24 protein-coding genes, 2 tRNA genes and 1 pseudogene are annotated in these 23,280 nt (G+C 69.4%); 11 read left to right on the top strand and 16 right to left on the bottom strand.

The window, feature by feature from the left end:
* Position 1 precedes the first annotated feature (1 nt).
* Positions 2 to 517, top strand: coding sequence for a hypothetical protein (locus ABEB12_RS19630; protein WP_185060192.1), 516 nt, complete (start codon positions 2 to 4; stop codon positions 515 to 517).
* On the opposite strand, the gene ABEB12_RS19625 is transcribed toward ABEB12_RS19630, so the two are convergent.
* Positions 514 to 2,064 (bottom strand): helicase HerA-like domain-containing protein, encoded by a 1,551-nt coding sequence (locus tag ABEB12_RS19625; protein WP_185060191.1) that lies wholly within the window; start codon positions 2,062 to 2,064, stop codon positions 514 to 516. The genes ABEB12_RS19630 and ABEB12_RS19625 overlap by 4 nt on opposite strands.
* A gap of 174 nt (positions 2,065 to 2,238) precedes the next feature.
* Here ABEB12_RS19625 and orn point away from each other — a divergent pair, with 174 nt between their 5' ends.
* The 3 genes from orn to ABEB12_RS19610 all read left to right on the top strand — a co-directional run bounded on the left by orn (position 2,239) and on the right by ABEB12_RS19610 (position 3,297).
* A complete protein-coding gene (gene orn / locus ABEB12_RS19620) occupies positions 2,239 to 2,859 on the top strand; it encodes an oligoribonuclease (protein WP_185060190.1) in 621 nt (206 codons plus the stop codon).
* A 99-nt stretch (positions 2,860 to 2,958) separates the two neighbouring features.
* A tRNA-His gene (locus ABEB12_RS19615) sits at positions 2,959 to 3,034 on the top strand.
* 190 nt (positions 3,035 to 3,224) lie between these two features.
* Positions 3,225 to 3,297: transfer RNA gene (locus ABEB12_RS19610), tRNA-Lys, on the top strand.
* A gap of 74 nt (positions 3,298 to 3,371) precedes the next feature.
* Here ABEB12_RS19610 and ABEB12_RS19605 read toward each other — a convergent pair.
* Positions 3,372 to 3,827 (bottom strand): hypothetical protein, encoded by a 456-nt coding sequence (locus ABEB12_RS19605; protein WP_345702978.1) that lies wholly within the window; start codon positions 3,825 to 3,827, stop codon positions 3,372 to 3,374.
* Positions 3,828 to 4,014: 187 nt separating this feature from the next.
* Complete coding sequence (locus ABEB12_RS19600) at positions 4,015 to 4,959, bottom strand: zinc-binding dehydrogenase (RefSeq protein ID WP_185060189.1); 945 nt, start codon at positions 4,957 to 4,959, stop codon at positions 4,015 to 4,017.
* A 305-nt stretch (positions 4,960 to 5,264) separates the two neighbouring features.
* Here ABEB12_RS19600 and ABEB12_RS19595 point away from each other — a divergent pair, with 305 nt between their 5' ends.
* Positions 5,265 to 5,768, top strand: coding sequence for a MarR family transcriptional regulator (locus ABEB12_RS19595; RefSeq protein ID WP_185060188.1), 504 nt, complete (start codon positions 5,265 to 5,267; stop codon positions 5,766 to 5,768).
* Positions 5,769 to 5,805: 37 nt separating this feature from the next.
* On the opposite strand, the gene ABEB12_RS19590 is transcribed toward ABEB12_RS19595, so the two are convergent.
* The 4 genes from ABEB12_RS19590 to ABEB12_RS19575 all read right to left on the bottom strand — a co-directional run bounded on the left by ABEB12_RS19590 (position 5,806) and on the right by ABEB12_RS19575 (position 9,840).
* Entirely contained in the window at positions 5,806 to 6,150 is a 345-nt protein-coding gene (locus ABEB12_RS19590) for a MerR family transcriptional regulator (RefSeq protein ID WP_345702958.1), read from the bottom strand.
* Positions 6,151 to 6,256: 106 nt separating this feature from the next.
* Positions 6,257 to 6,751: a J domain-containing protein gene (locus ABEB12_RS19585; protein ID WP_185060187.1), complete on the bottom strand. Its 495-nt coding sequence runs from the start codon at positions 6,749 to 6,751 to the stop codon at positions 6,257 to 6,259.
* Between the two features lie 720 nt (positions 6,752 to 7,471).
* Positions 7,472 to 7,900, bottom strand: a complete 429-nt coding sequence (locus ABEB12_RS19580) for an Hsp20 family protein (RefSeq protein ID WP_185061271.1) — start codon at positions 7,898 to 7,900, stop codon at positions 7,472 to 7,474.
* 1,235 nt (positions 7,901 to 9,135) lie between these two features.
* Positions 9,136 to 9,840 carry an O-methyltransferase gene (locus tag ABEB12_RS19575; protein ID WP_345702957.1) on the bottom strand — a complete coding sequence of 235 codons (705 nt, stop codon included), beginning with the start codon at positions 9,838 to 9,840 and terminating at the stop codon, positions 9,136 to 9,138.
* A gap of 53 nt (positions 9,841 to 9,893) precedes the next feature.
* On the opposite strand from ABEB12_RS19575, the gene ABEB12_RS19570 reads away from it, so the two are divergent.
* Positions 9,894 to 10,661, top strand: coding sequence for a helix-turn-helix domain-containing protein (locus tag ABEB12_RS19570; RefSeq protein ID WP_185060185.1), 768 nt, complete (start codon positions 9,894 to 9,896; stop codon positions 10,659 to 10,661).
* Between the two features lie 219 nt (positions 10,662 to 10,880).
* Here ABEB12_RS19570 and ABEB12_RS19565 read toward each other — a convergent pair whose 3' ends face one another.
* The 4 genes from ABEB12_RS19565 to ABEB12_RS19550 are packed head-to-tail and all read right to left on the bottom strand — an operon-like array spanning position 10,881 to position 15,542.
* Positions 10,881 to 12,227 (bottom strand): MFS transporter, encoded by a 1,347-nt coding sequence (locus tag ABEB12_RS19565; RefSeq protein WP_185060184.1) that lies wholly within the window; start codon positions 12,225 to 12,227, stop codon positions 10,881 to 10,883.
* Between the two features lie 26 nt (positions 12,228 to 12,253).
* The gene (locus ABEB12_RS19560; protein WP_185060183.1) at positions 12,254 to 13,231 is read right to left on the bottom strand and encodes an NAD(P)-dependent oxidoreductase; all 978 of its coding nucleotides are present in this window, start codon (positions 13,229 to 13,231) and stop codon (positions 12,254 to 12,256) included.
* Complete coding sequence (locus tag ABEB12_RS19555) at positions 13,228 to 14,334, bottom strand: iron-containing alcohol dehydrogenase (protein WP_185060182.1); 1,107 nt, start codon at positions 14,332 to 14,334, stop codon at positions 13,228 to 13,230. Before ABEB12_RS19555 ends, ABEB12_RS19560 begins: the two co-directional genes overlap by 4 nt.
* Entirely contained in the window at positions 14,331 to 15,542 is a 1,212-nt protein-coding gene (locus tag ABEB12_RS19550; RefSeq protein WP_221497638.1) for an enolase C-terminal domain-like protein, read from the bottom strand. Before ABEB12_RS19550 ends, ABEB12_RS19555 begins: the two co-directional genes overlap by 4 nt.
* A gap of 145 nt (positions 15,543 to 15,687) precedes the next feature.
* Between ABEB12_RS19550 and ABEB12_RS19545 the strand changes: the two genes are divergently transcribed.
* Positions 15,688 to 16,578, top strand: coding sequence for a LysR substrate-binding domain-containing protein (locus tag ABEB12_RS19545; RefSeq protein WP_185060181.1), 891 nt, complete (start codon positions 15,688 to 15,690; stop codon positions 16,576 to 16,578).
* A 298-nt stretch (positions 16,579 to 16,876) separates the two neighbouring features.
* Here ABEB12_RS19545 and ABEB12_RS19540 read toward each other — a convergent pair.
* Positions 16,877 to 17,782 (bottom strand): annotated as a pseudogene (locus ABEB12_RS19540) (RNA polymerase sigma factor); the annotation flags it as partial.
* Between the two features lie 355 nt (positions 17,783 to 18,137).
* Positions 18,138 to 18,869, bottom strand: a complete 732-nt coding sequence (locus tag ABEB12_RS19535) for an SDR family oxidoreductase (RefSeq protein WP_185060179.1) — start codon at positions 18,867 to 18,869, stop codon at positions 18,138 to 18,140.
* A gap of 70 nt (positions 18,870 to 18,939) precedes the next feature.
* Between ABEB12_RS19535 and ABEB12_RS19530 the strand changes: the two genes are divergently transcribed.
* Positions 18,940 to 19,368, top strand: coding sequence for a MarR family transcriptional regulator (locus ABEB12_RS19530; RefSeq protein ID WP_185060178.1), 429 nt, complete (start codon positions 18,940 to 18,942; stop codon positions 19,366 to 19,368).
* A gap of 117 nt (positions 19,369 to 19,485) precedes the next feature.
* Entirely contained in the window at positions 19,486 to 19,680 is a 195-nt protein-coding gene (locus tag ABEB12_RS19525; protein WP_221497637.1) for a nucleoside triphosphate pyrophosphohydrolase family protein, read from the top strand.
* A 9-nt stretch (positions 19,681 to 19,689) separates the two neighbouring features.
* Here ABEB12_RS19525 and ABEB12_RS19520 read toward each other — a convergent pair whose 3' ends face one another.
* Positions 19,690 to 20,547 (bottom strand): SDR family oxidoreductase, encoded by an 858-nt coding sequence (locus ABEB12_RS19520; RefSeq protein ID WP_185060177.1) that lies wholly within the window; start codon positions 20,545 to 20,547, stop codon positions 19,690 to 19,692.
* Positions 20,548 to 20,703: 156 nt separating this feature from the next.
* On the opposite strand from ABEB12_RS19520, the gene ku reads away from it, so the two are divergent.
* The gene (gene ku / locus ABEB12_RS19515; RefSeq protein WP_185060176.1) at positions 20,704 to 21,621 is read left to right on the top strand and encodes a non-homologous end joining protein Ku; all 918 of its coding nucleotides are present in this window, start codon (positions 20,704 to 20,706) and stop codon (positions 21,619 to 21,621) included.
* 22 nt (positions 21,622 to 21,643) lie between these two features.
* Here ku and ABEB12_RS19510 read toward each other — a convergent pair whose 3' ends face one another.
* Together ABEB12_RS19510 and ABEB12_RS19505 are read right to left on the bottom strand one after the other, a co-directional pair.
* Positions 21,644 to 22,270 carry a UdgX family uracil-DNA binding protein gene (locus tag ABEB12_RS19510; RefSeq protein ID WP_185060175.1) on the bottom strand — a complete coding sequence of 209 codons (627 nt, stop codon included), beginning with the start codon at positions 22,268 to 22,270 and terminating at the stop codon, positions 21,644 to 21,646.
* 148 nt (positions 22,271 to 22,418) lie between these two features.
* Entirely contained in the window at positions 22,419 to 22,937 is a 519-nt protein-coding gene (locus ABEB12_RS19505; protein WP_221497636.1) for a MarR family transcriptional regulator, read from the bottom strand.
* Between the two features lie 129 nt (positions 22,938 to 23,066).
* Here ABEB12_RS19505 and ABEB12_RS19500 point away from each other — a divergent pair.
* A partial coding sequence (locus ABEB12_RS19500; RefSeq protein ID WP_345702953.1) for a thiamine pyrophosphate-binding protein occupies positions 23,067 to 23,280 on the top strand: 214 nt, incomplete at its 3' end.

Below are 23,280 nucleotides of genomic sequence, written 5' to 3'. Positions count from 1 at the left end.
CATGACCACCACCGTGGCGCGGCAACAAACCCGCCGGCTCAGCCGAAACGCCCGCCGGGCGGTGCTGATCGCCCACCTGAGCTCGGCCGGCGCCTGGCTGGGCGTGGACCTGGTGATGGCCGTGTTCATCGTCCGCGCCGGCCTCACCGACGACCCGGCCGTGCGCGCGCAGAGCTTCCTCGCGCTGGAGGTGTTCGCGGTGTGGCCCCTGCTGGTCACCGGGCTGGTGTGCCTGGCGACCGGGGTCGTACTCGGCCTGGGCACCAAGTGGGGCCTGGTCCGCTACTGGTGGGTGGCGGCCAAGCTGGCGCTGAACGTGCTGCTCACCGGCCTGGTCCTGGTGGCCCTGCGCGGGCAGGTGGACGGCGCCGCCGGGCAGTCCCGGCTGTGGCTGGCCGGGCAGCCCGCCGACCTGTCCATCGGCGACTACATCTACCCGCCGATCGTGTCCCCGCTGGCACTGCTGGTCGCGTTCACCCTGTCCGTGGTCAAGCCCTGGGGCCGGATCCGCGGTTAGCGCCGGCGGTTGCCGAACAGCCCTCGGGTGATCTCCCGGCCGGCCGCGCTGGCCGCCGAGCGGAGGAAGGACTTCACCGCCGGGTTGGACATGATCTCCGAGAGCATGCCCGGATCCTCCTTCTCGGCCGCCGCTCGCCGGGCCGGCGCCCGCTCCGGCTCCGGGGCCGGCGCCTCGCCGTCCGGGGCCTGCGACTCGGCGATCCGGGCGGTCAGCTTCTCGTAGGCGGACTCCCGGTCGACCGTCTGGCCGTACTTCGGGTGCAGCGGCGAGACCTGGCAGAACTCGGTGATCGCCTCCGAGCCGATCGCGGCCATCAGCGAACGCGGCGCGCGCAGCCGGCACCAGGCCACCGGCGTCGGTGCACCCCGCTCGGACAGCACGGTGACGATCGCCTCGCCGATGCCCAGCGAGGTGAGCGCCTCGTCCAGCTTGTAGTGCGGCGTGGTCGGGTAGGTCTTCACCGTCCGGGCCAGCGCCTGCTGGTCCTCCGGGGTGAACGCGCGCAGCGCGTGCTGGATCCGCGCACCCAGCTGGGAGAGCACGTTGTTCGGGATGTCCGTGGGCAGCTGGGTGCAGAAGAACACGCCGACGCCCTTGGACCGGATCAGCTTCACCGTCTGCTCGATGCGTTCCAGGAACGCCTTCGACGCGTCGGCGAACAGCAGGTGCGCCTCGTCGAAGATGAACACCACCTTCGGCTTGTCCAGGTCGCCGGCCTCCGGCAGCACCTCGAACAGCTCGGCCAGCAGCCACATCAGGAAGGTGGAGAACAGCTTCGGGTTGGTCTGCTGCTCGGACAGCTCCAGCAGGGTGATGACGCCCTTCCCCTCGTGCTGGCGCATCAGGTCGCGCGGGTCCAGCTCGGGCTCGCCGAAGAACTGCGCCCCGCCCTGGGCCTCCAGGTTCACCAGCGCGCGCAGGATGACCCCGGCGGTGGCCGAGGAGACGCCGCCGATGCCCTTCAGGTCGGCCTTGCCCTCGTCGCTGGTCAGGTGCTGGATGACCGCGCGCAGGTCCTTGGTGTCCAGCAGCGGCAGGTTGTTCTGGTCGGCCCAGTGGAAGATCAGGCCGAGGGTGGACTCCTGGGTGTCGTTCAGCCCGAGCACCTTGGACAGCAGGATCGGGCCGAACTGGGTCAGCGTGGCTCGCACCGGCAGCGCGATGCCGTCGTCACCCAGGGAGAAGAACTCCACCGGGTACGGCGTGGGCGCCCAGTCGTCGCCGGTCTCGGCGGCGCGCGCCTTGGTGCGGTCCGACTCGGTGCCGGGCCGGCACAGCCCGGAGAGGTCACCCTTGATGTCCGCCATGACCACCGGGACACCGGCGCCGGAGAGCTGCTCGGCCAGGTTCTGCAGGGTCTTGGTCTTGCCGGTACCGGTGGCACCGGCGACCAGCCCGTGCCGGTTCAGCATGGCCAGCGGCACCCGGACCAGCGCGCCCGGGTCGGCCTTGCCGTCCAGGTAGACCGAGCCCAGCTCGAGCACCGCTCCGCTGCTGACGTAACCGGCCGCGATCTCCCGCGCCGCGCCTGCCTTGTCCCCCATATTCGGATCGACCTTTCGACTAGTCGCGATGACCCCGCCTGTTGCAGGCGCAGCCTAGCGTTGGGACGAGCGTTCCCGCCGTCGACAACCCAGAGCGTGGTCTGTGGATCATGCATCCATCTGGATCGCCGCTCGCTCGGCATAGATCCACAGACCACGCTCTAGAGTGGCGGGGTGAATGACCGCTTGGTGTGGATCGACTGCGAGATGACCGGCCTGGACGTCGAGTCCGACGCCCTGATCGAGATCGCCGCGCTGGTGACCGACAGTGAACTGCGCGTGCTCGGTGAGGGCGTCGACGTAGTGATCCATGCCGAACCGGCGAAACTGTCCGGCATGCAGGACGTGGTGCGGGAGATGCACGAGCGCTCCGGGCTGACCGAGGCGGTGGCCGCCTCCGCGGTGACGATCGGCGAGGCGGAACAGACCGTGCTGGACTACGTGCGCAAGTTCGTGCCCGAGCCCGGCGCCGCTCCGCTGGCCGGCAACTCCATCGCCACCGACCGGATGTTCCTGGCCCGGGACATGCCGGAGCTGGACGCCCACCTGCACTACCGGATGGTCGACGTCAGCTCGATCAAGGAGCTGTGCCGGCGCTGGTACCCGCGGATCTACTACGCCAAGCCGGAGAAGGGCCTGGCCCACCGCGCGCTCTCGGACATCGAGGAGTCACTGCGCGAGCTGCGCTACTACCGGGGCACCGCCTTCGTGCCGCAGCCCGGCCCGAGCACCGACCAGGCCCGCTCGGTGGCCGCCGACGTGCTGGCCGAGCCGGTCCGCCCCACCGCCGGCTGAGCCAAGTCGAACCGGGTGGAGGCGCCAGATCGGCGCACGCTAGGCTGTGTGGGCACCGCGAGGTGCCGCACGTAGAATCAGCGGCAAGCGATGTGCATGGTGGGTGTAGCTCAGCTGGTAGAGCGTCGGGTTGTGGTCCCGAAGGTCGCGGGTTCGAGCCCCGTCACTCACCCCAGAAGCCCGCGTTTCCGGAGTCATCCGGGCGCGGGCATTTTTCTGCCCAGGGTTACTTGACTCTCGCATCATCCCGGGCTAACGGGTTACCCTGCTCCAGACACCACCGACACGGACACGACCCCCGCTTGGTCGTGCCCTTATCCCCCTGTGCTACGGTTTCACCGCACCAAGCAGCACGGTGGTTGCACGCGCCGCTAGCTCAACTGGCAGAGCAGCTGACTCTTAATCAGCGGGTTCGGGGTTCGAGTCCCTGGCGGCGCACACTCATTACCAGCGCAAACGGCCCGAGACTGTGTCTCGGGCCGCTATCGTTTTCCCGGGTTGCTAGGGAGTCGCTAGGCAGCTGGCGGTCGGTGTTTGCGGCGGGGCACGATTCGGGCGGCCGCTTCGGCGGCCAGTTGCAGTGACGCCGCCAGGTGTCGCAGATCGTGCAACCGGCAGCGCCGCACCCCCGCCAACTCGGCCGCCGCCGGAATCGGTGCGTCACCGTGGCCGGATGCCACGCCTTCCCTTCGGGAGAGGCGAATACCGGCGCACTGCCGGCCGGTCCCGGGCCGCCCCGCCGCGATTGCTGCCGCACCCGTAACGCCCACGGCATGACGCACGAGCCAGCGGACCCAGCCGCCCCAAGCGAACGCCCGGCAGACGCCACAAGCCTCCGGGACGGTGCCCACGAAACCGACGCGCCGCCCCTCGACAGCCGGTTGGTCGTTGGCGACGCGGCGGGACAGCATTCGCGTCCCATCGCTGTTGACGACCACAACGTGGTGGTGGGCCTTACCTGCGTCGATGCCTGCCCACAGACGCGGAGCGTCGCGAGCTCGAGCTCCACGGGGTCGGATACAGGCTGGCCATCGCCCGCGCCATCGCCAACGGCCGGGGGGTGGCGTCCGCCATCGCGCCGGCCATCGGGGCCAGCGCCTCGGCCATCTCGGGATCCAAGCTCAGTGCCGTGACTCTTGTCTTTCAGAGTCGGAGTCAGGCGATGGGCGGGACGACGATGACCTTGCCGTGCACCGCGCCCGCCGCGGCCCGTGCGTGCAGCGCCGCCAGCTCGGCCAGGCCCACCCGCTCGGCGACGTCGACGCGCAGCTCGCCTCGGTCGATCAGGGCCACTAGCCGCGACAGCTGTTCGGCGTCGCTGCGGACGAACAGGTCGATGCCGCGCACGCCGCGTTCCTCGTCACTGGGGGCGGGCATCCACACCGTCGTGTTCACCACGACACCGCCCGGCCGGACCAGCGTGACGAGCGCGGCCAGTTGCTCCGGGGCGACCGGTGCGAGGTTTAGCACGAGGTCGACCGGCTCGGTCACCGCCTCGGTCACACCGGTGGTGGTGTGGTCGATGACCTCGTCGGCGCCGGCGGAAGTGGTCGCGTCGCCGCTGCGCGGGCTGGCCGTGGCGATCACGTGGGCACCGGCGCCCTTGGCCAGCTGCACGGCGTAGCCGCCGACCGCCCCTCCGGCGCCGTTGATCAGCACGCGTTGCCCCGCCGTCAGCTTGCCATGGTCGAACAGCGCCTGCCACGCGGTAAGTCCCACCACCGGCAACGCGGCGGCGTCGGCCAGCGGGACGCTCTTGGGCGCCGGCGTCAGGACCTCGGCCGGCGCGAGAACGTACTGCGCGGCGGCTCCATTGCCGTCCATCGGCAAGAAGCCGATGACCTGCTCATCGACCTCGATGCCGTCGACGCCTTCGCCCAGCGCGTCGACTGTGCCGGCGACGTCGAGGCCAGGAGTATGGGGCAGCTCCACCGGGATGGGGCCGCGCATGAAGCCGCCGCGGATGTTGCCGTCGACGGAGTTGAACGACGTCGCGGCAACCCGGATCCGGACCTGCCCGGCACCAGGGACGGGCAGGTCCACGGTCTCGTAGCGCAGGACATCCGGGTCGCCGTACTCGTGGAAACGCACTGCCTTCATCAAAGTGCTCACCTTCGCTCACTTGCTTTGAATTTGAAGCATCCACCGAAGACGGTACCCGTTGCTTCGAATTCGAAGTAAGTGATGTCGGTCACCGCCGGTCCGCGCCCCTCGCCGCGGCGATTTCGGCGGCCACGAGCGCCCGGCGAACTTGACTTCCCGAACCGGCGGGTCGGCGTCGGTAAACTGACACCGGCACAGAGGACGGCCAGACTCGCCGGGCTCCACACGGACGGCTCATCCCGGCATTGCCTACACCGTGCACCTGTCCACACTCTTCGAATTCGAAGCAGTAGGCTTCGACCATGCCTGACTCGCGGCCGTCGCTGGACCCCGTGCAGCTCGGCGCCTACTTCGACCTGATCGAGGTGACCGGCCTGCTCCGGCACGCGGTCGAGCAGCAGCTGCGTGACGCCGGCGATCTCAGCTACGTCCAGTTCCAGCTGCTCGCCCGGCTCGGTGACTCGCCGACGGGCAGTCATCGAATGACCGACCTGGCCGACGGCGTCGTCTACAGCCGCAGCGGTCTGACCTACCAGGCGGGCCTGCTCGAGAAGGCGGGGCTGGTCGCGCGCGGTCCCTCTCCGGACGATGAGCGGAGCATCACGGTCGCCATCACCGATGCCGGACGTGCGCTGCTTGCGAAGGTGCTGCCGGGTCACATCGAGGTCGTTAGCGGCCTGCTGTTCGAACCGCTCTCACGCGACGACGTCGAAACCCTCGCCGGCCTGCTGGCGCCGGTGCGCGACCACATGCGCTCGACGCCGCCTCGCTCGGCTACACCTCGCCGTCGCAAAGGTGGAGCATAAGGACTCGCCCGCTCGACGCTGCTCATGTCGAAGCGCTTCACTCATCGGGATCTTCGACGGCAGGATGGGCCCCACGAGAGGAGTGCAGGTGGCGCCTCGCGGTGTCGAGTTGGGTGGTCAGCTCGGCGACCTGGTCTTCGAGCTCGGCGATGCGGCGGGCGGCGTCGAGGTTGAGGCCTTCGTCTAGCAGGCCGCGGATGCGGGCGGCTTGCTCGAGTTGGCGGCGGGAGTAGCGGCGGTGTCCGCCGGCGGAGCGGGCCGGGCGCAGGAGGTGTGCGGCATCCAGGCTGCGTAGGAACGCCGGCTGTACGTCGAGCAGCTCGGCGGCCTGGCCCATGGTGACCGCCGGGTAGTCGCGGTCATCGAGACGGCCCAGGTCCACCGCGTTTACCTCCCCTCCTCCGTGTGGGCGGAGATCGCCGATCGATCATTCAAGTTATCTCTATCGACCATTGTAGATCTGATCGGTCTGGTGGCGTGAGAGGTGTTCAGGGAGCGGGGCCGTGGTAGCGGACCGGGCCGGCAAGGGCATCGAGGTCGCGTGGCCAGCCGGCATGCGGTCGATCGCGTAGGTGTTGACGTGACAGCGGGGTGGGGGCGGGCGGGGAGGTGACCTGGTCAGGCTCCTGGGTGCGCTGTCGAGGTGTCCCGGTCGTTGTCGCGGCGCGGCGTCGTGTGGCGCGGGCGTGTCGGTTCTGGTGGGCCTGTCGGAGGAGCTCGCGGCGGGCGGCCTGCAGCTCGGCCAGGGTGGGCTCGCGGTCCTGACCGGTGGCGCGGTCGCCGGTTGAGTCGTGCGTGGCTGGGTCGTGGATGGTGGGGCGGGTGTCGGGGTGCAGGCGGCGTACCGCGGCCCGGTAGGCGGTGTTGATCTGTTGCGGGGTGGCCTCGGGGGCGACCGGCAGCATCGCGCGGGGGTCCCACCACCCCACCCGCCTGGGCCGGTGGGGTGGTGTGCCGCCTGGGTGGTCGTGATGGCTGGTCATGACTGGTTACCGCTGATCGCGCTGTAGGTGGATGAATGGCAATGGGGGGTGGGTGCAACGGTGGCTGGCCCCGCCGGCGAGGGGGATGCCGACGGGGCCACTTTCGCGATGGCGCGAGGTGTCAACCATGTGATCGTTTGGGCGGTGTGCCGCCGGGTCGCGCCTGGTGGTGACGGCCCGGGCCGCTCCCGCCGGTGTGCGTCAACGGACGCTGGACACCCTCACCGCTCACGGTCGGCGGACCTGTGGTGCCGTGTTCGGATCGATCGCGCGGGACGAGCGATCCACCACACCGTCCTTCGTTCGGTCCTTGACCGCCACCCCCTTTCCTCGAACTCACCGAAGCTCTGCACATTTCGGTCCTGCCCACCACAGCGGGTGCGGGCGGGGAACGTTGCCTCGGCACGCGCTTGGCGGCCAACCACACGGACACCCCCCGCCGCGGCCGGACCCGGCAGCAGCCGTTCGCGGGCTGGTCGCGCACGGCGGCGAGCCGGGTCCACGTCGTGGGTGGCCGGCGCACCGCGACCGGTAGGTCCCCGGCCGGCCAGTTGCGGGCCATGATCTCGGTGAACCGCCGGTCCACCCACTCCTGGTCAGCCAACTCCCCGGGCACCGGGGAGCCGAGCGTTGCCGCGCTGGACATCGTGCTCACCTCGCCAGCAGACGAAACCTGACAGCGTTGCGGGGCGTGGCCCCGGCCGCGCGATCCGGGTGCGGTTAGGCGCTGAGCTGCTTGGCCCCGGAACCGGCCGCGATCTCGATCTTGCGTGGCTTGGCCTGCTCGGCGATCGGTACCCGCAAGGTCAACACCCCGGCGTCATACGAGGCCTCGATCCGGTCCGCGTCGAGGGTGTCGCCCAGGAACAACTGGCGGCTGAACACCCCACGCGGTCGTTCGGCGACCTGGTACTCGCCCTTCTCCGCCGGGAGCGCGCGCTCGGCCTTCACCGTCAGTACGTTGCGCTCCACATCAAGATCGATCTTTTCCGGGTCCACACCGGGAAGGTCGAAATGCACCACGAACCGGTCACCGTCGCGGTAGGCGTCCATCGGCATCACAGCCGGACGTCCCGGCGTGCCGTTCGCCCCGAAAACCTGCTGGGTCAACCGGTCCAACTCACGAAAAGGATCAGTACGCATCAGCATCGCGGCCACGCTCCTCCTTCATCTCAGCCCTGTTGGCGATGCCCCACGTCCGCTCCTTGCGCGGACATACCCAAGTATCTCCGTCACACACGATCACGCAACAGATCTCCAGCAATGACTGGAGATATTCACCAGGAAGGACTATCTGAATAGTGCTGCAGGTGCTGTCGAACGGCTGGGCCGAGCGTTGAGGCCAGGCCCGGAGTTACTCAGGCGTGGTGCTCAAGTCGAGGTGGTGGCGCAGCGGAACGCGGCGCCGAACCCGGCCAGATCATCGGGCCGGACCAGTGGTTCAACCTCAGCGCGACGTTGGCCGACGCACTCATCGCACCCGAGCCGCCGCGAGCACGACCTCGGTAACGCGCCGGCCGGTCTTCAGCGGCTTGGGCCGGCCCCAATGAAAGGGGCCGGCCCAGCGATTCACTGGGCCGGCCCACTAGAGGGAATTTCAAACCTGTCTTGATCCTGATGCACACCGAAACGTCGTGGTGACCACCTCCGTCGAGACCGTCTTCACCTCTGGCAATCCTTGGCGGACTCGGCATTGCGCCTACCTCGCTAGGCGTCTTTGCGTCACCCGCGCTCACTTACGGCGCATTTTTTACATCTTTGTTCGCGGGTTGTCAACCGCGGCTCCTCATCCTCGCCGGAAGCTTGTCCGGGGCGTAGCCGTTGTCCGGGCCTTGATCCCGTTCGTGGCGCGAGTCGCCTGGTCAGCGGCACAACTCGAGTAGATCCGCCGGTCGAACGCGGACGCGGAACTTCGTGTCCGCACGGGACGTGGTGTAGGTATGCGACCCTGAATAAGGAAAGGGGGCCGGCCCAGCGAAATGCGCCGGGCCGGCCCACTCAGAGGGAGAAACTATCCAGGATTCTGGGCGCCGCTCAGAGAATCGCGGCTGCCGCCATCCAGACCGTTCCTCAACCTCCCTCAATCCCTTGTGCACCGTGCCATCGCGCCACCCTGTGCGACGCCTCTGTAACCAACATCCGTCACTGACGACGCATTTTTTAACACCCGCGCACAACCCCGTCAAGGTCCAACCTTGCTGGTATCCAAGGGCGCAAGACGAGCGTTCGGCCGGCGGCGGCGAACGGTCGCGCGGCACCCCTCACCCACACCAGTCGTGACACCACCACCGCTCGTCGGATCTGAGCGTTCGATTTCCGGGCCGGCGGCGAACGTCTTGCCCTCCCCGGGTGCGGGCCCGGCGGCCCGGCTCAGTGATACAGCCTCAGATTTCAGGACTGGGCGATATCCGTACCGAGACTTCGGTGCCGCCGTGGAAGGGCAATTGGACGGAGATGAATCCGTTGGCGGGGTCGCGGAGGAAGGCGAGGTAGGGGCCGTAGTGGTCGGGCATCAGCCCGACGTTGTCGGTGATGACCAGCGCACCCGGTCGCAGGGCCGGGGTCACCACACGGTGAACATCGAGCGCGACATCGGGGAAACCGTCGTTGAGCAGCAGGTCCACGGGTCCGTCGAGGTCGCGCAAGGTCTCTCGGGCGTCGCCCAGGCGAATGTCGACATACTGCTCGAGTCCCGCTTCGCGGAGGTTCACCCGCGCTTGCTCGGCCTTGCGGGCCACTCGCTCGGTACCGATCACCACGCCCCCACCGTTGTCACGAACCGCGGCGGCCAACCAGATCGTCGAGAGCCCGAACGAGGTCCCGAACTCCACGACCGTGCGCGCCCGCGTGGCGCGGGCCTGGAGATAGCAGAACGCGGCCTGGTCCTTCTCGAGGGTCATGAACTGGTCGTCCAGTGCCCGGGTTTGCTCAGCGGTGAACGCCGCGCCGACCGGAACCGTCTCGAGCCCGTCGCCAGCACCCTCGAACAGATCGGGAGGAGGCTGGTTCTCAGCCTCGGCGTAGAGACGTTCGAGCACAGCGGCGCAACGAGGGTCAAGCATCGCCAGGACCTCGGGGGTGGGGTTCATACGGCGATCCTCGGCCGGCCGCGGGTGTCAGGCCACCGGTAAACTGACCGGCGATGCGGCAAACCCGCCAACCTTCCCCAACGACCCGTCGCGGTGGTTGGGTTCCGCACGGCTACCACCTCGACACCCACTCTCACACCGAGGGGCAATTGGTGTACGCCGCCGCCGGCGCCCTGGCTACCACGACCGAGCGCGGGACCTGGGTCGCACCGGCCAACCGGGTGACCTGGACGCCGCCGGGGTTCGAGCACGCCCACCGCTTCTACGGTGACACCGACGCCCGTGTCCTCGCCATCCCGCTCGGATTGTGCGGCGAGCTTGTGGCGCACCCGAGCGTGTTCGCGGTGGGGTCCTTGCTGCGGGAGGTTCTCCTGGCCCTGACCGGACGACCGGAGCGCCGACCCGGCGCCGACGAACGACTGCTCGCGGTGGTGATCGACGAGCTCGCCGAGCCGCCCGATCAGTCGCTGCACCTGCCCCAACCACGCGACGACCGGTTGCGCGCGATCACCGATCTCCTGCATGCCGATCCCGCCCGGGCCGTGACCCTGGCCGAGCTGGGACGAATCGCCGGAGCGAGTGAGCGGACCCTCAGCCGCCTGTTTCACACCGAGCTCGGGATGAGCTTCCACCGCTGGCGCACCATCTTGCGCATCCACCACGCCTTGGTCCATCTCACCAACGGCCGGTCCGTCACCGACACCGCGATGGAGTGCGGGTGGTCCAACCCGTCGAGCTTCATCGAGGCGTTCACCGCCATCGTCGGCCAGACCCCGGGCCGCTACCAAGCAGACCTGCTGGCCGGCGGCCCGCTGAATTAGCGCGCTACTCCGCGTGCCGCCGCAACCACCGCGGTCGTGCGGGTAGCCACGCACTGCCGGATGCGGTCAGCGTGCCCGAGTGGTGCCGCGCTTGGCGCACGACTTGATTTGTGGTCAGGTTGAGGGTGCCCGCCTCGTCGTCCACGCCCCGGCGGCCCCAGCTGGAGCAGCGCCAGAACATTGCCCCGCGGCTCGTTGCCGGGCGGGTGGCGACCGTCATTAGCCGAGTACCTCGGGTGCTCGGGTCTGCCGCTGGGGTGTGGCCTGGATCTGGTCGAGGTCGACTCCCCTGGTTTCGGGCAGGGCGATCGCCGCGAGCAGGCTGACCACGGCGACCAGTGCCATCGCCGCGGCCAGCAGGTACGGCGATCCGGCACCCAGGCTGACCAGGCCCAGGGCGATCACCGGGGCCGGTCCGCCGAGCGCGGCGCCGGGGATCTCCCGGCCGAGCGCGAAGCCGCTGAACCGGTACGCGGCGGGGAACAGTTCAGCGAAGTAGGCGGCCTGCGAGCCGAACATCGCGAGGCAGCTGCCGAAGGCCACCCCGAATGCGACGACTACCAGCACGGTGTTCGTGGTGTCGAGCAACAGGAAGAACGGGAACGGCACGATCGCGCACAGCACGGTCACCAGGATGTAGGCGGGCTTGCGGCCGGAGCGGTCCGACAGCACGCCGACGATTGGGATCGCGACCGCGCCGACCGCGCAGCCGAACAGCAGGGCCACCAGCGCGATGCTCTTCGGCACCCCCTTGTCGGCGAGGTAGCCGAGCGAGAAGGTCTGGATGACGTAGATGTTGAACGCGAGCACACCGTTGGCGAGCATCACGAGCAAGAGCCGTTTCGGCATGGCCTTGGCCATCTCCAACGCCGGGACCGTGGCTCGCGTCCTCGCCTCCTTCAGGTCGGTGAACACCGGCGATTCCGGCACGCGCAGCCGGATTACCAGGCCCAGCCCGACGACCACGAAGCTGAGCAGGAACGGGATGCGCCAGCCCCAGCTCATCAGCTGCTCGTTGGGCAGTGTGGCCACCGCGGCGCTCACCGCGGCGGCGAGGCCGATGCCGAGGAACACGCCAGACGCGGGCAGCGAGGCGTAGTAGCCGCGGCGTTTCGCGGGCGCGAACTCGGCGACCATGGTGACCGCTCCGACGTACTCCGCGCCGACCCCGAGCCCTTGCAGGAGCCGGCAGATGACCAGCAGGACCGGCGCGGCGATCCCGACGGCGGCGTAGGTGGGCAGCAGTCCGATCGCGACGGTGGCGACTCCCATGAGCACCAGGGTGGCGACGAGGGAGAAGCGGCGGCCGTACTTGTCGCCGAGGTGTCCGAAGAGGATCGCACCGAGCGGGCGGGCGAAGTAGCCGACGCCGAACGTGGCGAATGCGGCTACCCGGCTCGCGGTGTCGGAGAACCCGGGGAAGAACAGCATCGGGAAGACCAGCGCCGCCGCCTGCCCGTACACGGCGATGTCGTACCACTCGATGAGGCTGCCGATCACCGTTCCGGGGATGAGCCTGCTGCGCGACTCTCCCCAGATCTGCTCGCGGGACGCGGTGGCGTTCATGGTGGCTCCTCCTTGAGCGTGACCAATCAGCGGCTGGTGCGGTGCGGGGTGGGAACGACGTTGCGCAGCGGCCGTCCCGCGGCGAGACGGTTGATGTTGTCGGCGATGACCGCGTAGCGCCGGGCGGGCAGTTGCTCGGTCCATGCGCCCGAGTGCGGGGTGCACCAGACGTTCGGCAGCTCCCAGAAGGGGTATGCCGCGGGCGGTGCGTTGTCGGTGGCCGAGGCCGGGTAGTGGTACCAGACGTCGAGGATCGCTCCGCCGATCACGCCGTCTCGCAGCGCCGCGAACAGCGCCGTCTCCTCGATGATCTGGGCGCGGGCGATGTTCACGAGCACCGCGTGGTCGGGCATCGCGCGCAGCGCGGGAGCATCGATCAGCCCGCTGGTCTCGGTGGTCAGTGGGCAGGCGAGGACGAGGTAGTCGGAGCCGGCGAGCAGCTGGCCGAGCCGTGTGGTGGGCAGCACGGTCGCGGCGGAGTCGGACTCGGCGTGGTCGTCGACCGCGGTGACCGCGACCCCGAACGCGGCCGCCCTGGCCGCGATCGCCCGCCCGATCCGGCCGTAGCCGACGAGTCCGAGCGCGCGGCCGCCGAACTCGCCGTGCGGCACCCGGTCGCGGTACAGGGCGGGCCAGCGCACCGGGTCGAACGCGGCCCGCATGGCGCAGGCGCGGATCTCCCACTCCAGCAACCGGGCCAGCACGTACTCCGCGATCGGGACCTCGTGCTCGAACACGTTGGCGACCATGGTCGCCGCGGCCAGCGATGGGAGGTCGATGCCGTCGAGCCCGGCGCCGGGCACGTGCAGCAGTCGGAACGGCGGCGAGCCGGCCTCCCGCGTCCAGCGCAGTGTCACCACCACGTCGTCGGACTCGATCACCGCGTCGTGTTCGGCCGACCCGGCGGCGTCCCTGGGCAGTGCGACGATCTTGTGTGGGCGGTCCAGCAGTGGGCGAAGCCGCTGCTCGTGGTTCGCCGCTTCACCGACCAGGACGATCTTCACGATGCGCCGCCCGGCCGCGCACCCGAGGTGGCCTCGGTCATGATCGTGCGGACCGCTTCCTCGGTCACCGGCGCCGGGTTGCCCGCGAGCCGGGGATCCGCGTGGTCCTCGGCGGTGAGCGCGATGCGCACTGCTCGTTCGATGTCGTCGCGCGACAACCCGAGGTCGGCGAGCCGCACCGGCAGCCCGGCACTGACCGCGAGGTCCCACAGATGCCCTGGCAGCTCGTCGGTGCCGATCGCGGCGGCGATGCGGCCGAGCGGCCGCGGTGCGCGGCGCACCAGGTAGTCGGTGACGTAGGGCAGCACGACGGTGTGGGCGAGCCCGTGCTCGACACCGAAGCTGCCGCCGAGTGTGTGCGCGACGGCGTGCTGGATCGCGAATCCGCCGGTGAGCGCCGCACCCGCGAGGTGGGCGCCGTAGAGCAGCTCGGTGCGTGCGTCAAGGGCGTCGGGGTCAGCGAGCAACGCGGGCAGCGCGGCGGCAACGACCTGGGCGCCCTCGATGGCGGCGGGCGCGAGCAACGGACTGAGTGACGGCAGGTAGATCGCGTCGATGCAGTGCGCGAGCGCGTTCATGGCGCTCGCGGCGCCGATGGTCACGGGCAGTGATTGGGACAGCCGAGGGTCGTAGACCACGGTCGCGGGCAGCATCGCGGTGCTCTCATGCATCCGCTTGACCCCGTCAATCGTCATGCCGCAGAACCCGGTCATCTCCGAACCGGAGTAGGTGGTGGGCACGGCAATGATCGGCAGCCGTGTCTCGTAGGCGATCCCCTTGCACAGTCCGGTCGCGGCGCCGCCACCGACCGCGACGAGACAGTCGGCGCCCGCGCTCGCGGCCTTCTCCCTGCCCCGGCGGGCCAGCTCGACCGGCACCTGGCTGACCGCTTCGGGCAGCATCCCGGCGCAGCGGTCGCCGATCAGCTCGGCGAGTCGGTCGCCGAGCGGGGCGCGGCCGGGGGTGGTGACGACGAGTGCCCGGCGCGCGCCGAGCCGGGTCACCTCCGCACGGAGATCGGTCGATCTGCCCGCGCCGAACACGATCCGGGCCGGGGTCGCGTTGTGCACCCCGCCCGGGGTGGTGAAGGACCGTGCGCTCACCAGTCGACCACCGTTCCGTCGGCGAGCACCGCGGCGCTGGAGTGCGCCACCTCGGGCTGGTACGGGTGCTTGGCCGCCTCCCGCTCGTCGACCTCGACCCCCAGGCCCGGCTCGGTGGGTATCGCCCACTGGTTACCTGTCCGACGCATCGGGGTGCGCACGACGTCGTCGTACCAGCTCACGGCCCCGCTCATCTCCTCCTGGATCAGGAAGTTCGGTGTGCTGACGTCGAAGTGCAGCGCGGCCGCGCCGGCGATCGGGCCGTTCGGGTTGTGCGGGGCGATGCCGATGAGCTCGGCGTCGGCGACCGCGGCGATCCGCTTGCCTTCCAGCAGCCCGCCGGTGTGGTTGAGGTCCGGTTGGGCGACGTGCAGCGCCTTGGCCGCGAACACCGGGAGGAACTCGCTGAGACCGACCAGCCGCTCCCCGGCAGCGATCGGGCAGCGGGCGCGCGCGGCGACCTGCCGCAACGCCTCGGTGTCGCCAGGCTGCACCGGCTCCTCGCAGAACAGCGGGTCGTAGGGCGCAAGCACATCGATGTACTGGAGCGCGGCGGCGACCGAGGCGGTGCGGCCGTGGAAGTCGACCATGACATCGACGTCCGGGCCGACGGTGTCGCGCAGCGTGGCCATCATGGTGTCGACGTGTCTGCGCTCGGCGGCGACGGTGAGGTGGTGCCCGTAGGGGACGATGACGACCTTCAGCGCGTCGTATCCCTGCTCCACCACGGCGGCGGCCTTCTCACGCAGCACACCGACGTCGACGGTGTCATAGACCGAGCGCATGTCACCGAGGCCGAGGTGGGTGTAGACCCGGACCGCATCGCGGACCCGGCCGCCGAGCAGCCGCCACACCGGCTGGCCGACCGACTTGCCGAAGATGTCCCACAGCGCGTGCTCGATGCCGCTGATCGCGGTGACCCCGATGATGCCGAGCCGGTAGTAGCTGTGCTTAGTCATGATCCGCACCAGCTGCTCGATGTCGCGTGGGTCGCGACCGAGCACCAGCGGGGTCAGGTCCTCGATGGCGCCGGTGACCGCGCGGGTCTTCCAGTTGAGGCTCGCCTCGCCCCAGCCGTACAGGCCGTCCTGGTCGGTGCGGACCTTCACCAGGACCCAGTTGCGCATCTCCGCGTTGACCACTGTGGTCTCCACCGAGGTGATCCGGATCGGCGCGCCGGTGGCCAGCGGCAACGTGCCTGACGGCATCTGCGTCCGCTCCCGTTCGTCTCGTCGGTGAGTACTGCGTTGGACCGAAGGTAGGTTCGGTTTCCGATAAGGTCCAACTCACAGTTCGCATTGACTGATTCGGTCTGCTTCTCAATGAGCCGGGCGTCGGGTGCATAGTGGCCGCATGGACCGATCGGCGCTGGAGTGCTTCGTGGCGCTCGCCGAAGAACTGCACTTCCACCGCGCCGCGCAGCGCTGCCACATCAGCCAGTCCGCCATGAGCCAGCAGATCCGCAGGCTGGAGCGGCTGATCGCGGTGCAGCTCGCGCACCGCACCAAGCGCACGGTCTCCCTCACCAGAGCCGGCGAGGCGTTCCTCGTCGAGGCGCGCAAGACGCTGCGGCAGATGGACGTCGCCGCCGAACGCGCGCTACGCACCTCCCGCGGCGAGATCGGCCAGTTGACCGTCGGAGTCACCGCGCCCGCGCTCTACATCGCCTTCCCGGAAGTCGCCGCGGGCTTCCGCGCCCGGCTACCCAGCGCGGGACTGGTCGTGCGCGAACTCACGACCGCGCAGCAGGAGCGAGCACTGTTGATCGGCGACATCGATGTCGGGGTGCTGCACCCGCCGGTCACCGACCACGGACTCGCCACCGAAGAGATCGCGCAAGTGCCCTACCAACTCGCGCTACCCACCGGCCACCGGCTGGCCGAGCAGGACACGGTCTCGCTGGCCGATCTGGAGGGCGAACAGGTAGTGATCTTCCCCAGGCAGATCGCGCCACAGATCTACGACACCGTGCTGCTGATGTGCCGGGAAGCCGGCTTCAGCCTCAAGATCGCGATGGAGGCATACCCAGCCCAGTCGATCATCGCTCTGGTCGCCTCAGGAGTCGGACTAGCATTCATCGCGTCCGCGACCCAGCGGCTGGCAAGGGCCGGCGTGCTCTACCGCCCGATCACCGGCCCGTGCCCGGCGATGCGCATCGCCGTCGCCCACCACCGCGATGGCATCGCCCCAGCCGCACGCGCCTTCCTCGACGCGGCTCGTGAAGCAGGCACCAAGATGCGCTGACCCGCCGCGAAAGTGACGTCACAGCGCCCTGCTCATAGCGACGGCCGCCGGCCGGTGACGGGCACCTCCCACCGGTAAAGCGGCCGCTACGCCCAGGCGCGGTAGGTGGCATGGGCATCGCCGTCCGCGACACCGAGGTCATCGACGGTGTCGACATCGAGCGAGATGCCCTGCTCGACCAGCCGAAAGAAGGCCCGCAATGTCTCCGGTGAACGTGCGCATCACCGATGCCTGCCCACCACGCGGCGCCCACGACCGGGCAACCCCATCGCACACGCTCGGCGCACACCGCGCAGGCTCACTCGAGATAGTCCCGCAGCGCCTCCGAGCGGGACGGGTGGCGCAGCTTGGTCATGATCTTGGCTTCGATCTGGCGGATGCGTTCCCGGGTGACCCCGTAGACCTGGCCGATCTCGTCCAGTGTGCGCGCCCGTCCGTCGGTCAGTCCGAAGCGCAGCCGCAGAACACCGGCCTCCCGCTCGGGCAGCGTGGCCAACACCGAACACACCTGGTCACGCAGAAAGGTCGACGATGCGGCGTCCACGGTCGCCACGGCGTCGGAGTCCGCGATGAAGTCGCCGAGCCGGCTGGCGCCCTCGGCGCCGATGTCCTGGTCCAGCGACAACGGTTCGCGGGCATAACGCTGGATCTCCAGCACCTTCTCCGGGGTGATGTCCAGCTCCCGGGCAAGTTCCTCAACGGTGGGCTCGCGGCCGAGATCCCGCAGCAGCTCGCGCTGGTAGCGGCCGAGTTTGTTGATGGCCTCGACCATGTGCACCGGGATGCGGATGGTGCGGGCCTGTTCAGCGATGGCCCGGCTCATGCTCTGGCGGATCCACCAGGTGGCGTAGGTGGAGAACTTGTAGCCCCTGGTGTAGTCGAACTTCTCCACCGCGCGCATGAGACCCAGGTTGCCCTCCTGGATCAGATCCAGGAACGGCATTCCCCGGCCGGTCAAGCGCTTGGCCAGCGAGACCACCAGCCGCAGGTTCGCCTCCAGCAGCCGGTTCTTGGCGCGCTGCCCGTCGAGCGCGACCGCGCGCAGATCACACCGCAGCTGCCCACTCGCCCCGCCCTCACGCTCGAGCCGCTCGCTCGCGTACAGCCCGGCCTCGATCCGCTTGCCGAGGTCCACCTCCTCCTCCGCGGTGAGCAACACCACCCGCCTGATCCGCAGCAGGTAGTCCCGCACCGAATCGACCGACACCGGGGCGGCCGGACCCTCATCACGCGAAGCATCGCTCGCGACGGGCCGACCCGAGGGATCCTTCATCCCGAACGCGGACCGCGCCGGCTATCGCGGCCCGGACGCGCGGCCACGCGGCGACACGTCACCAACCGTGCCGCCATGTCGTACTCCCGCCCTCGGCCCGAAAGCACCGCCCGCACATCCACGTCGCGCATGACACCGGCAACCATGAAGGACCGGACACCCTTTCGCCGAAACCGTCCCCAATACGGTGTGTCGTCTCCGCGTGTGGTCGTGGACAACGTGTTGGCGTTCGGCGCCCCCCAGCGATGAGCCGCCGCGGGACGACGGCGCGACCACGCGTTGACCTTCAGAACAGTCCGCCGCCGGCGCGTACAGCTTGCCCGGTGACCCAGCGGCCTTGCTCGGAGACCAGGAAGGCGACGACATCGGCGATGTCCGCCGGTTCGCCGAGCCGGCCCAGCGGAGTCTGCGCGACCGCCTCTTCCAGCGCGGACTCCGAGAGTCCGGCCACCAGCGCATCGGTCCGGACCGCGCCGGGCAACACGCTGTTCACCGTGATGCCCCGAGGGCCGAGCTCGAGCGCCAAAATTCGCACGAGCTGCTCCACGGCGGCCTTGCTGGCCGCATACACCCCGGCGCCGGGCCGCGTCGTGACCGTGACCCCGCTGGAGATCACCACCACCCGCCCACCGGGCCGGAGCCGGTTGGCGGCCTCTCGCAGTGCTACGAAGCCGGCCCGCGCATTGGTGGCGAACATGGCATCGAAGTCCTCGTCGGCGGCCTCCGCGATCGGGCCGAACCGCGCGGTTCCGACGTTGCTCACCAACACATCCAGCCGGCCGAACCGGCTCTCGGCAAGGTCGAACAGGCCGCGCAACTGAGCAGGGTCCGCCACGTCGGCCCTGGCCGCCACACCCACACCGCCAGCCTGCTGGATTGCCGCGACGACCTCGTCGGCCGCAACCCGGTCGGCCAGGTAGTTCACCACCACGCGCGCGCCGTCCGCACCCAGCCGCTCGGCGATGGCCCGCCCGATTCCCCGGGAGGCGCCGGTGACCAGCGCGACCTTCTCCGTCATAGTTTCTCCAATACATGAGCACATCGTCAGTTGAGATACTCGACTATATAGTCGAGATGATGGACTGTCGATGAGGTACTCTTCCCTGGTGGAAAGCGCCGTCGACGAGCTCACCCGTGCACTGATGGAGGTGCACCGGGAGATGAGGGCCATCCTCGGCACGGTCGCCCGCGGAGCTGGGCTGACCGCACAGCAGATCGAGATGCTGTGCGTGTTGGAGAACCGGCACCCCTCGTTCGGTGAGCTGGCCGAGCTGCTCGGCTGCGACAAGACCAACATCACCGGGATGGCCGACCGGCTGGCCCGCCGAGGGCTGGTCGCGCGGCAACACGACCCACGAGACCGGCGAGTCACCCGGTTACAACTCACCGACCACGGGCGATCGTTCGGTACCACGCTCAAGCGGTCGGTCGCGGCAGCCGTCGCGGAGCGCTATGGCGATCTCCGCGCGCCCGAGCGCGCCGCGTTGGCCGCGCTCACCCAGGCCCGGCAAGGGTAGGTACCGCGCGCGCACGTCTCACAGGCCTACGCCTCTCGCCTTGGGATCGACCGAGATAGCGACTGGCAGATCCTGAAGCTGCACGAGGAGGTCGGGGAGCTGACGCAGGCGCACCTGATGCGTCAAGGGCAGGCGCGATCGAAGGGACTCAGCGCGGCAGACATAGACGCGACCTTCCGCGCCGAGGTTGCCGATGTACTGAGCCACGTCCTGCCGCTGGCCCACCATCACGACATCGACATCGTGAAAGAGGTCGCACGTAAGTGGCTGGTCTGGCACGACGCGCCACTCGACCCGGAGAGCACGGACTGAGCAGATAGCTCATCCGGGCAGCGTCTCCCCACCCACCGGGGCGAGCACCTCACCCGAGTAGTACGAGGACAACCGGTCGGAGGCGAAGAACACGTAGGACGGGGCGATCTCGTCCGGGTCGGCCGGCCGGCCCATCGGGGTGTTGCCCCCGAACGATCCCACGTGGTCCGGGTCCAGGGTGGCCGGGATCAGCGGCGTCCACACCGGGCCGGGCGCCACGCAGTTCACCCGGATGCCCCGATCCACCAGGGCCTGGGCCAGCGAATGGGTCAGCGAGTGCACGGCTCCTTTGGTCGCCGAGTAGTCGATCAGCGCTTTGTTGCCCCGCAGGCCGTTCACCGACCCGGTGTTGATCACCGTGTCGCCGGCGGACATGTGCCGGAGGGCGGCCTTCGTCACCCGGAAGAAGCTGTGCACGTTGGTGTCGAAGGTGCGCAGCCACTGCTCGTCCGAGATCTCCTCCGGGTCCTGGACCTCCCGCTGGGTGGCCTGGTTGTTGACCAGGATGTTCAACCCGCCGAGCGTCTTTACCGTGTCCGCGACTACCCGCTCGCACTCCGCCAGCCCGGTCAGGTCCGCGCTGGTGCGCAGGCAACGTCGGCCGGTCTCGCGGATGCGCCGCTCGGTGTGCTCGGCGTCGTCGTGTTCCTCCAGGTACGCGATTGCCACGTCCGCGCCCTCCTTCGCGAACGCGATGGCCACCGCCCGACCTATCCCGGAGTCACCCCCGGTGACCAGCGCGACCTTGCCCTCCAGCAGGCCTCGGCCGACGTAGTCGGCCATCTCGTCCCTTGGTTGCGGCGTCATTTCCCCGGTACGACCGGGCGGGGACTGCCGCTGGCTGGGCGGCGTCGGATCGTGTGTCATGCCACGTCGGTACCCGAAAGCACGGCCGTCACACCCACCGCGGCACGCGGCCCTGGTCCGGGTTCACCTGTCCGGCCCGGTTTGCGGCAAGCCGTGGTGGGAAGAGGTACCGAGGCAGAGAACCGATTGGCTCCGACGAAAGGGGCGAGGACCGTTATGCCTCGCGCGATCTGGACCGGATCGATCAGCTTCGGCCTTGTGACGATCCCGGTCGGGCTCTACAGCGCGACCGACGACCACGCCATCCACTTCCACCAGCTCGAACGCGGCACCGGAGACCGCATCCGCAACCGCCGGGTCAACGAACGCACCCAACGCGAAGTGGACTACGCCGACATCGTCAAGGGCCGCGACCTCGGCGACGGCGAGTACGTGGTCGTCGAACCGGAGGAACTGGACGCGATCGCGCCGGGCCGGTCCAGGTCGCTCGACATCGACGGGTTCGTGGACCTGGACGAGATCGACCCGGTCTACTTCCAGCGCACCTACTGGCTCGCGCCGGGCGGCGAGGCCAGCCGCAAGCCCTACCAACTGCTCGTCGCCGCGCTGGAAAAACTGAACCGGGTCGGCATCGCCACCTTCATCATGCGCGGCCGGGAGCACCTGGCCGCGATCCGCGCCGACCGGGGCCACCTCGCACTGGACACACTGCACTTCGCCGACGAGATCCGCCAACCACCCGGCGAGTCCGGCGAACGGGCCGGCACCCGCGGCAAGGAGCTGGACATGGCGCTGTCCCTGATCGAGTCGATGAGCGGACCGTGGCGACCCGGCGACCACCACGACACCTACCGCGAGCGCGTGGAACGGCTCATCGAGGACAAACGCGCCGGCCGGGAAGTGGTCGCCGAGGCCGAGCCGGCCGAAGCCACCCCGATGTCCGACCTGCTGGACGCCCTGGAGCGCAGCGTCTCCGCCCGGCGCGGAACACCGGACCTGGACTCGGCCAGCAAGGCCCAGCTCACCGACATGGCACGCGAGCTGGGTGTGAAGGGCCGGTCCAAGATGACCCGGATCGAGCTGCGGCGGGCCGTCGAGCAAGCCACCGAGGGCCAGGGCCGCAAAGCCTCCTGACCCGGCCCGAACCACCACCGGTTCACAACCGGGCGGCGGCCACCTTCAGATCCGCGACCAGCGCATCGAACTCGGCCGCGCGCCGGTCGTCCGGGGCGCGCAACACAGCGGACGGGTGCACGGTGGGCAACAGCGGCGGCCCGGCCCGCCGGTCCAGCACCTCACCCCGGTGCGCGGTCACCCGGAAAGAGGAACCCAGCAACGCCTTCGCGGCCGTGGCGCCGAGGGTCACCAACAAGGTCGGTCGCAGGATGCGCAACTCGGCGTCGAACCACGGCCGGCAGGCACGGATCTCGCCCACGGTGGGCCGCTGGTGGATGCGTCGCTTCCCACGCTGCTCGAACTTGAAGTGCTTTACCACATTGGTCAGGTAAGCCCGCTCGCGAGGGATCTTCGCCTCGGCCAACGCCTTGTCGAGCAGCCGCCCGGCCGGACCCACGAACGGTTCCCCGGCAAGGTCTTCCCGATCCCCGGGCTGCTCACCCACCAGCACCAGGGAAGGGTGCGCCGGCCCTTCCCCGAACACCGTCTGGGTGGCCGGCCGGTACAGCTCGCAACGGGTGCAACCGGCCGACGCCGCGCGCAACCCGTCCAGATCCGAGATGGTGGCCGGATCGGGGTCGGTCTTCGACTCAGCTTTGGTCGCCATCCCTTGCCGCTACCCCTTGGTCCGGCGGCGAACCATGTGATCGGTAGTGGCACAGCGTGGCGAGCAACCCGCCGATCCGGCTCGACGCGGGGCGAACCATGATCGGGCTGTCACCCCGCGCTTCGTGCCGGAAACCACCAGCTGTCGGTCACGGTCTCTGGTCGGGGTTCGGGCCGGACGGCTGGTCGACTTGCTGGTTGCGCGCCTGGGTGAAGGCACGGGCTCCGGTGAGCAGGGCTGCTTGTTCGTCGTTGCTCAGGTGCCGGGTGACCGTGTGCAGCGCGGCGGTGCGGGCCTCGGCGAGTTCCGCGAGGACAGTGCGGCCCCGGGCGGAGAGTTCCAGCTGGGTGGCGCGCCGGTTCTTGGGCGCCACGCGGCGAGTGATCAGTTGTGCGTCGGCGAGCCGGTCGGACAGGCGGCTGGCGGTGGAGGCGAGCATGTCGAGTTCGTTGCCGAGTTCGGTGACCAGGAGCGGTCCTCGGCGTTCCAGGGCCTGCAGTGCCCGGATCGACGCGATGCCCACGGTTCTGTCCATCTCCTGCAGGACGGCCTCGTTCACCTCGAGCAGCGCGCGCGTGGCGGCTTCGAGCTGGCGCGCGTAGTCGTCCGGGTCCGGCGTCGACGGCTCGTGGCTGTTCTCAGGTGTGGCCGCAGTCAAAGTGGGCACCCATCAACGCTAACGGGCTTCACCGTTTCGCAGAACATGCGTGATGCACGAAATGCGGTTCGCGGAATATGTGGATCGGGTGATACCCGGGTCGCGCGAGTATGGCCGAGGCGAGAGCTTGGAGGAGCGATGGCGGCACAGACGGTGGGCGATTTCGTGTTGTCCCGGTTGCGGGAGTGGGGTGTGCGGACCGTGTTCGGCTACGCCGGGGACGGCATCAACGGCCTGCTCGCCGCGTGGGGGCGGGCGGAGAACCAACCGGAGTTCGTGCAGGCGCGACATGAGGAGATGGCCGCGTTCGAGGCCGTTGGATATGCGAAGTTCACCGGGCGGGTGGGCGTGT

Origin of the sequence: Actinospineispora eucalypti, assembly GCF_039543365.1 — a bacterium.
GTDB lineage: Bacteria > Actinomycetota > Actinomycetes > Mycobacteriales > Pseudonocardiaceae > Pseudonocardia > Pseudonocardia eucalypti.
This window is presented reverse-complemented; position numbering and strand designations above follow the sequence as displayed.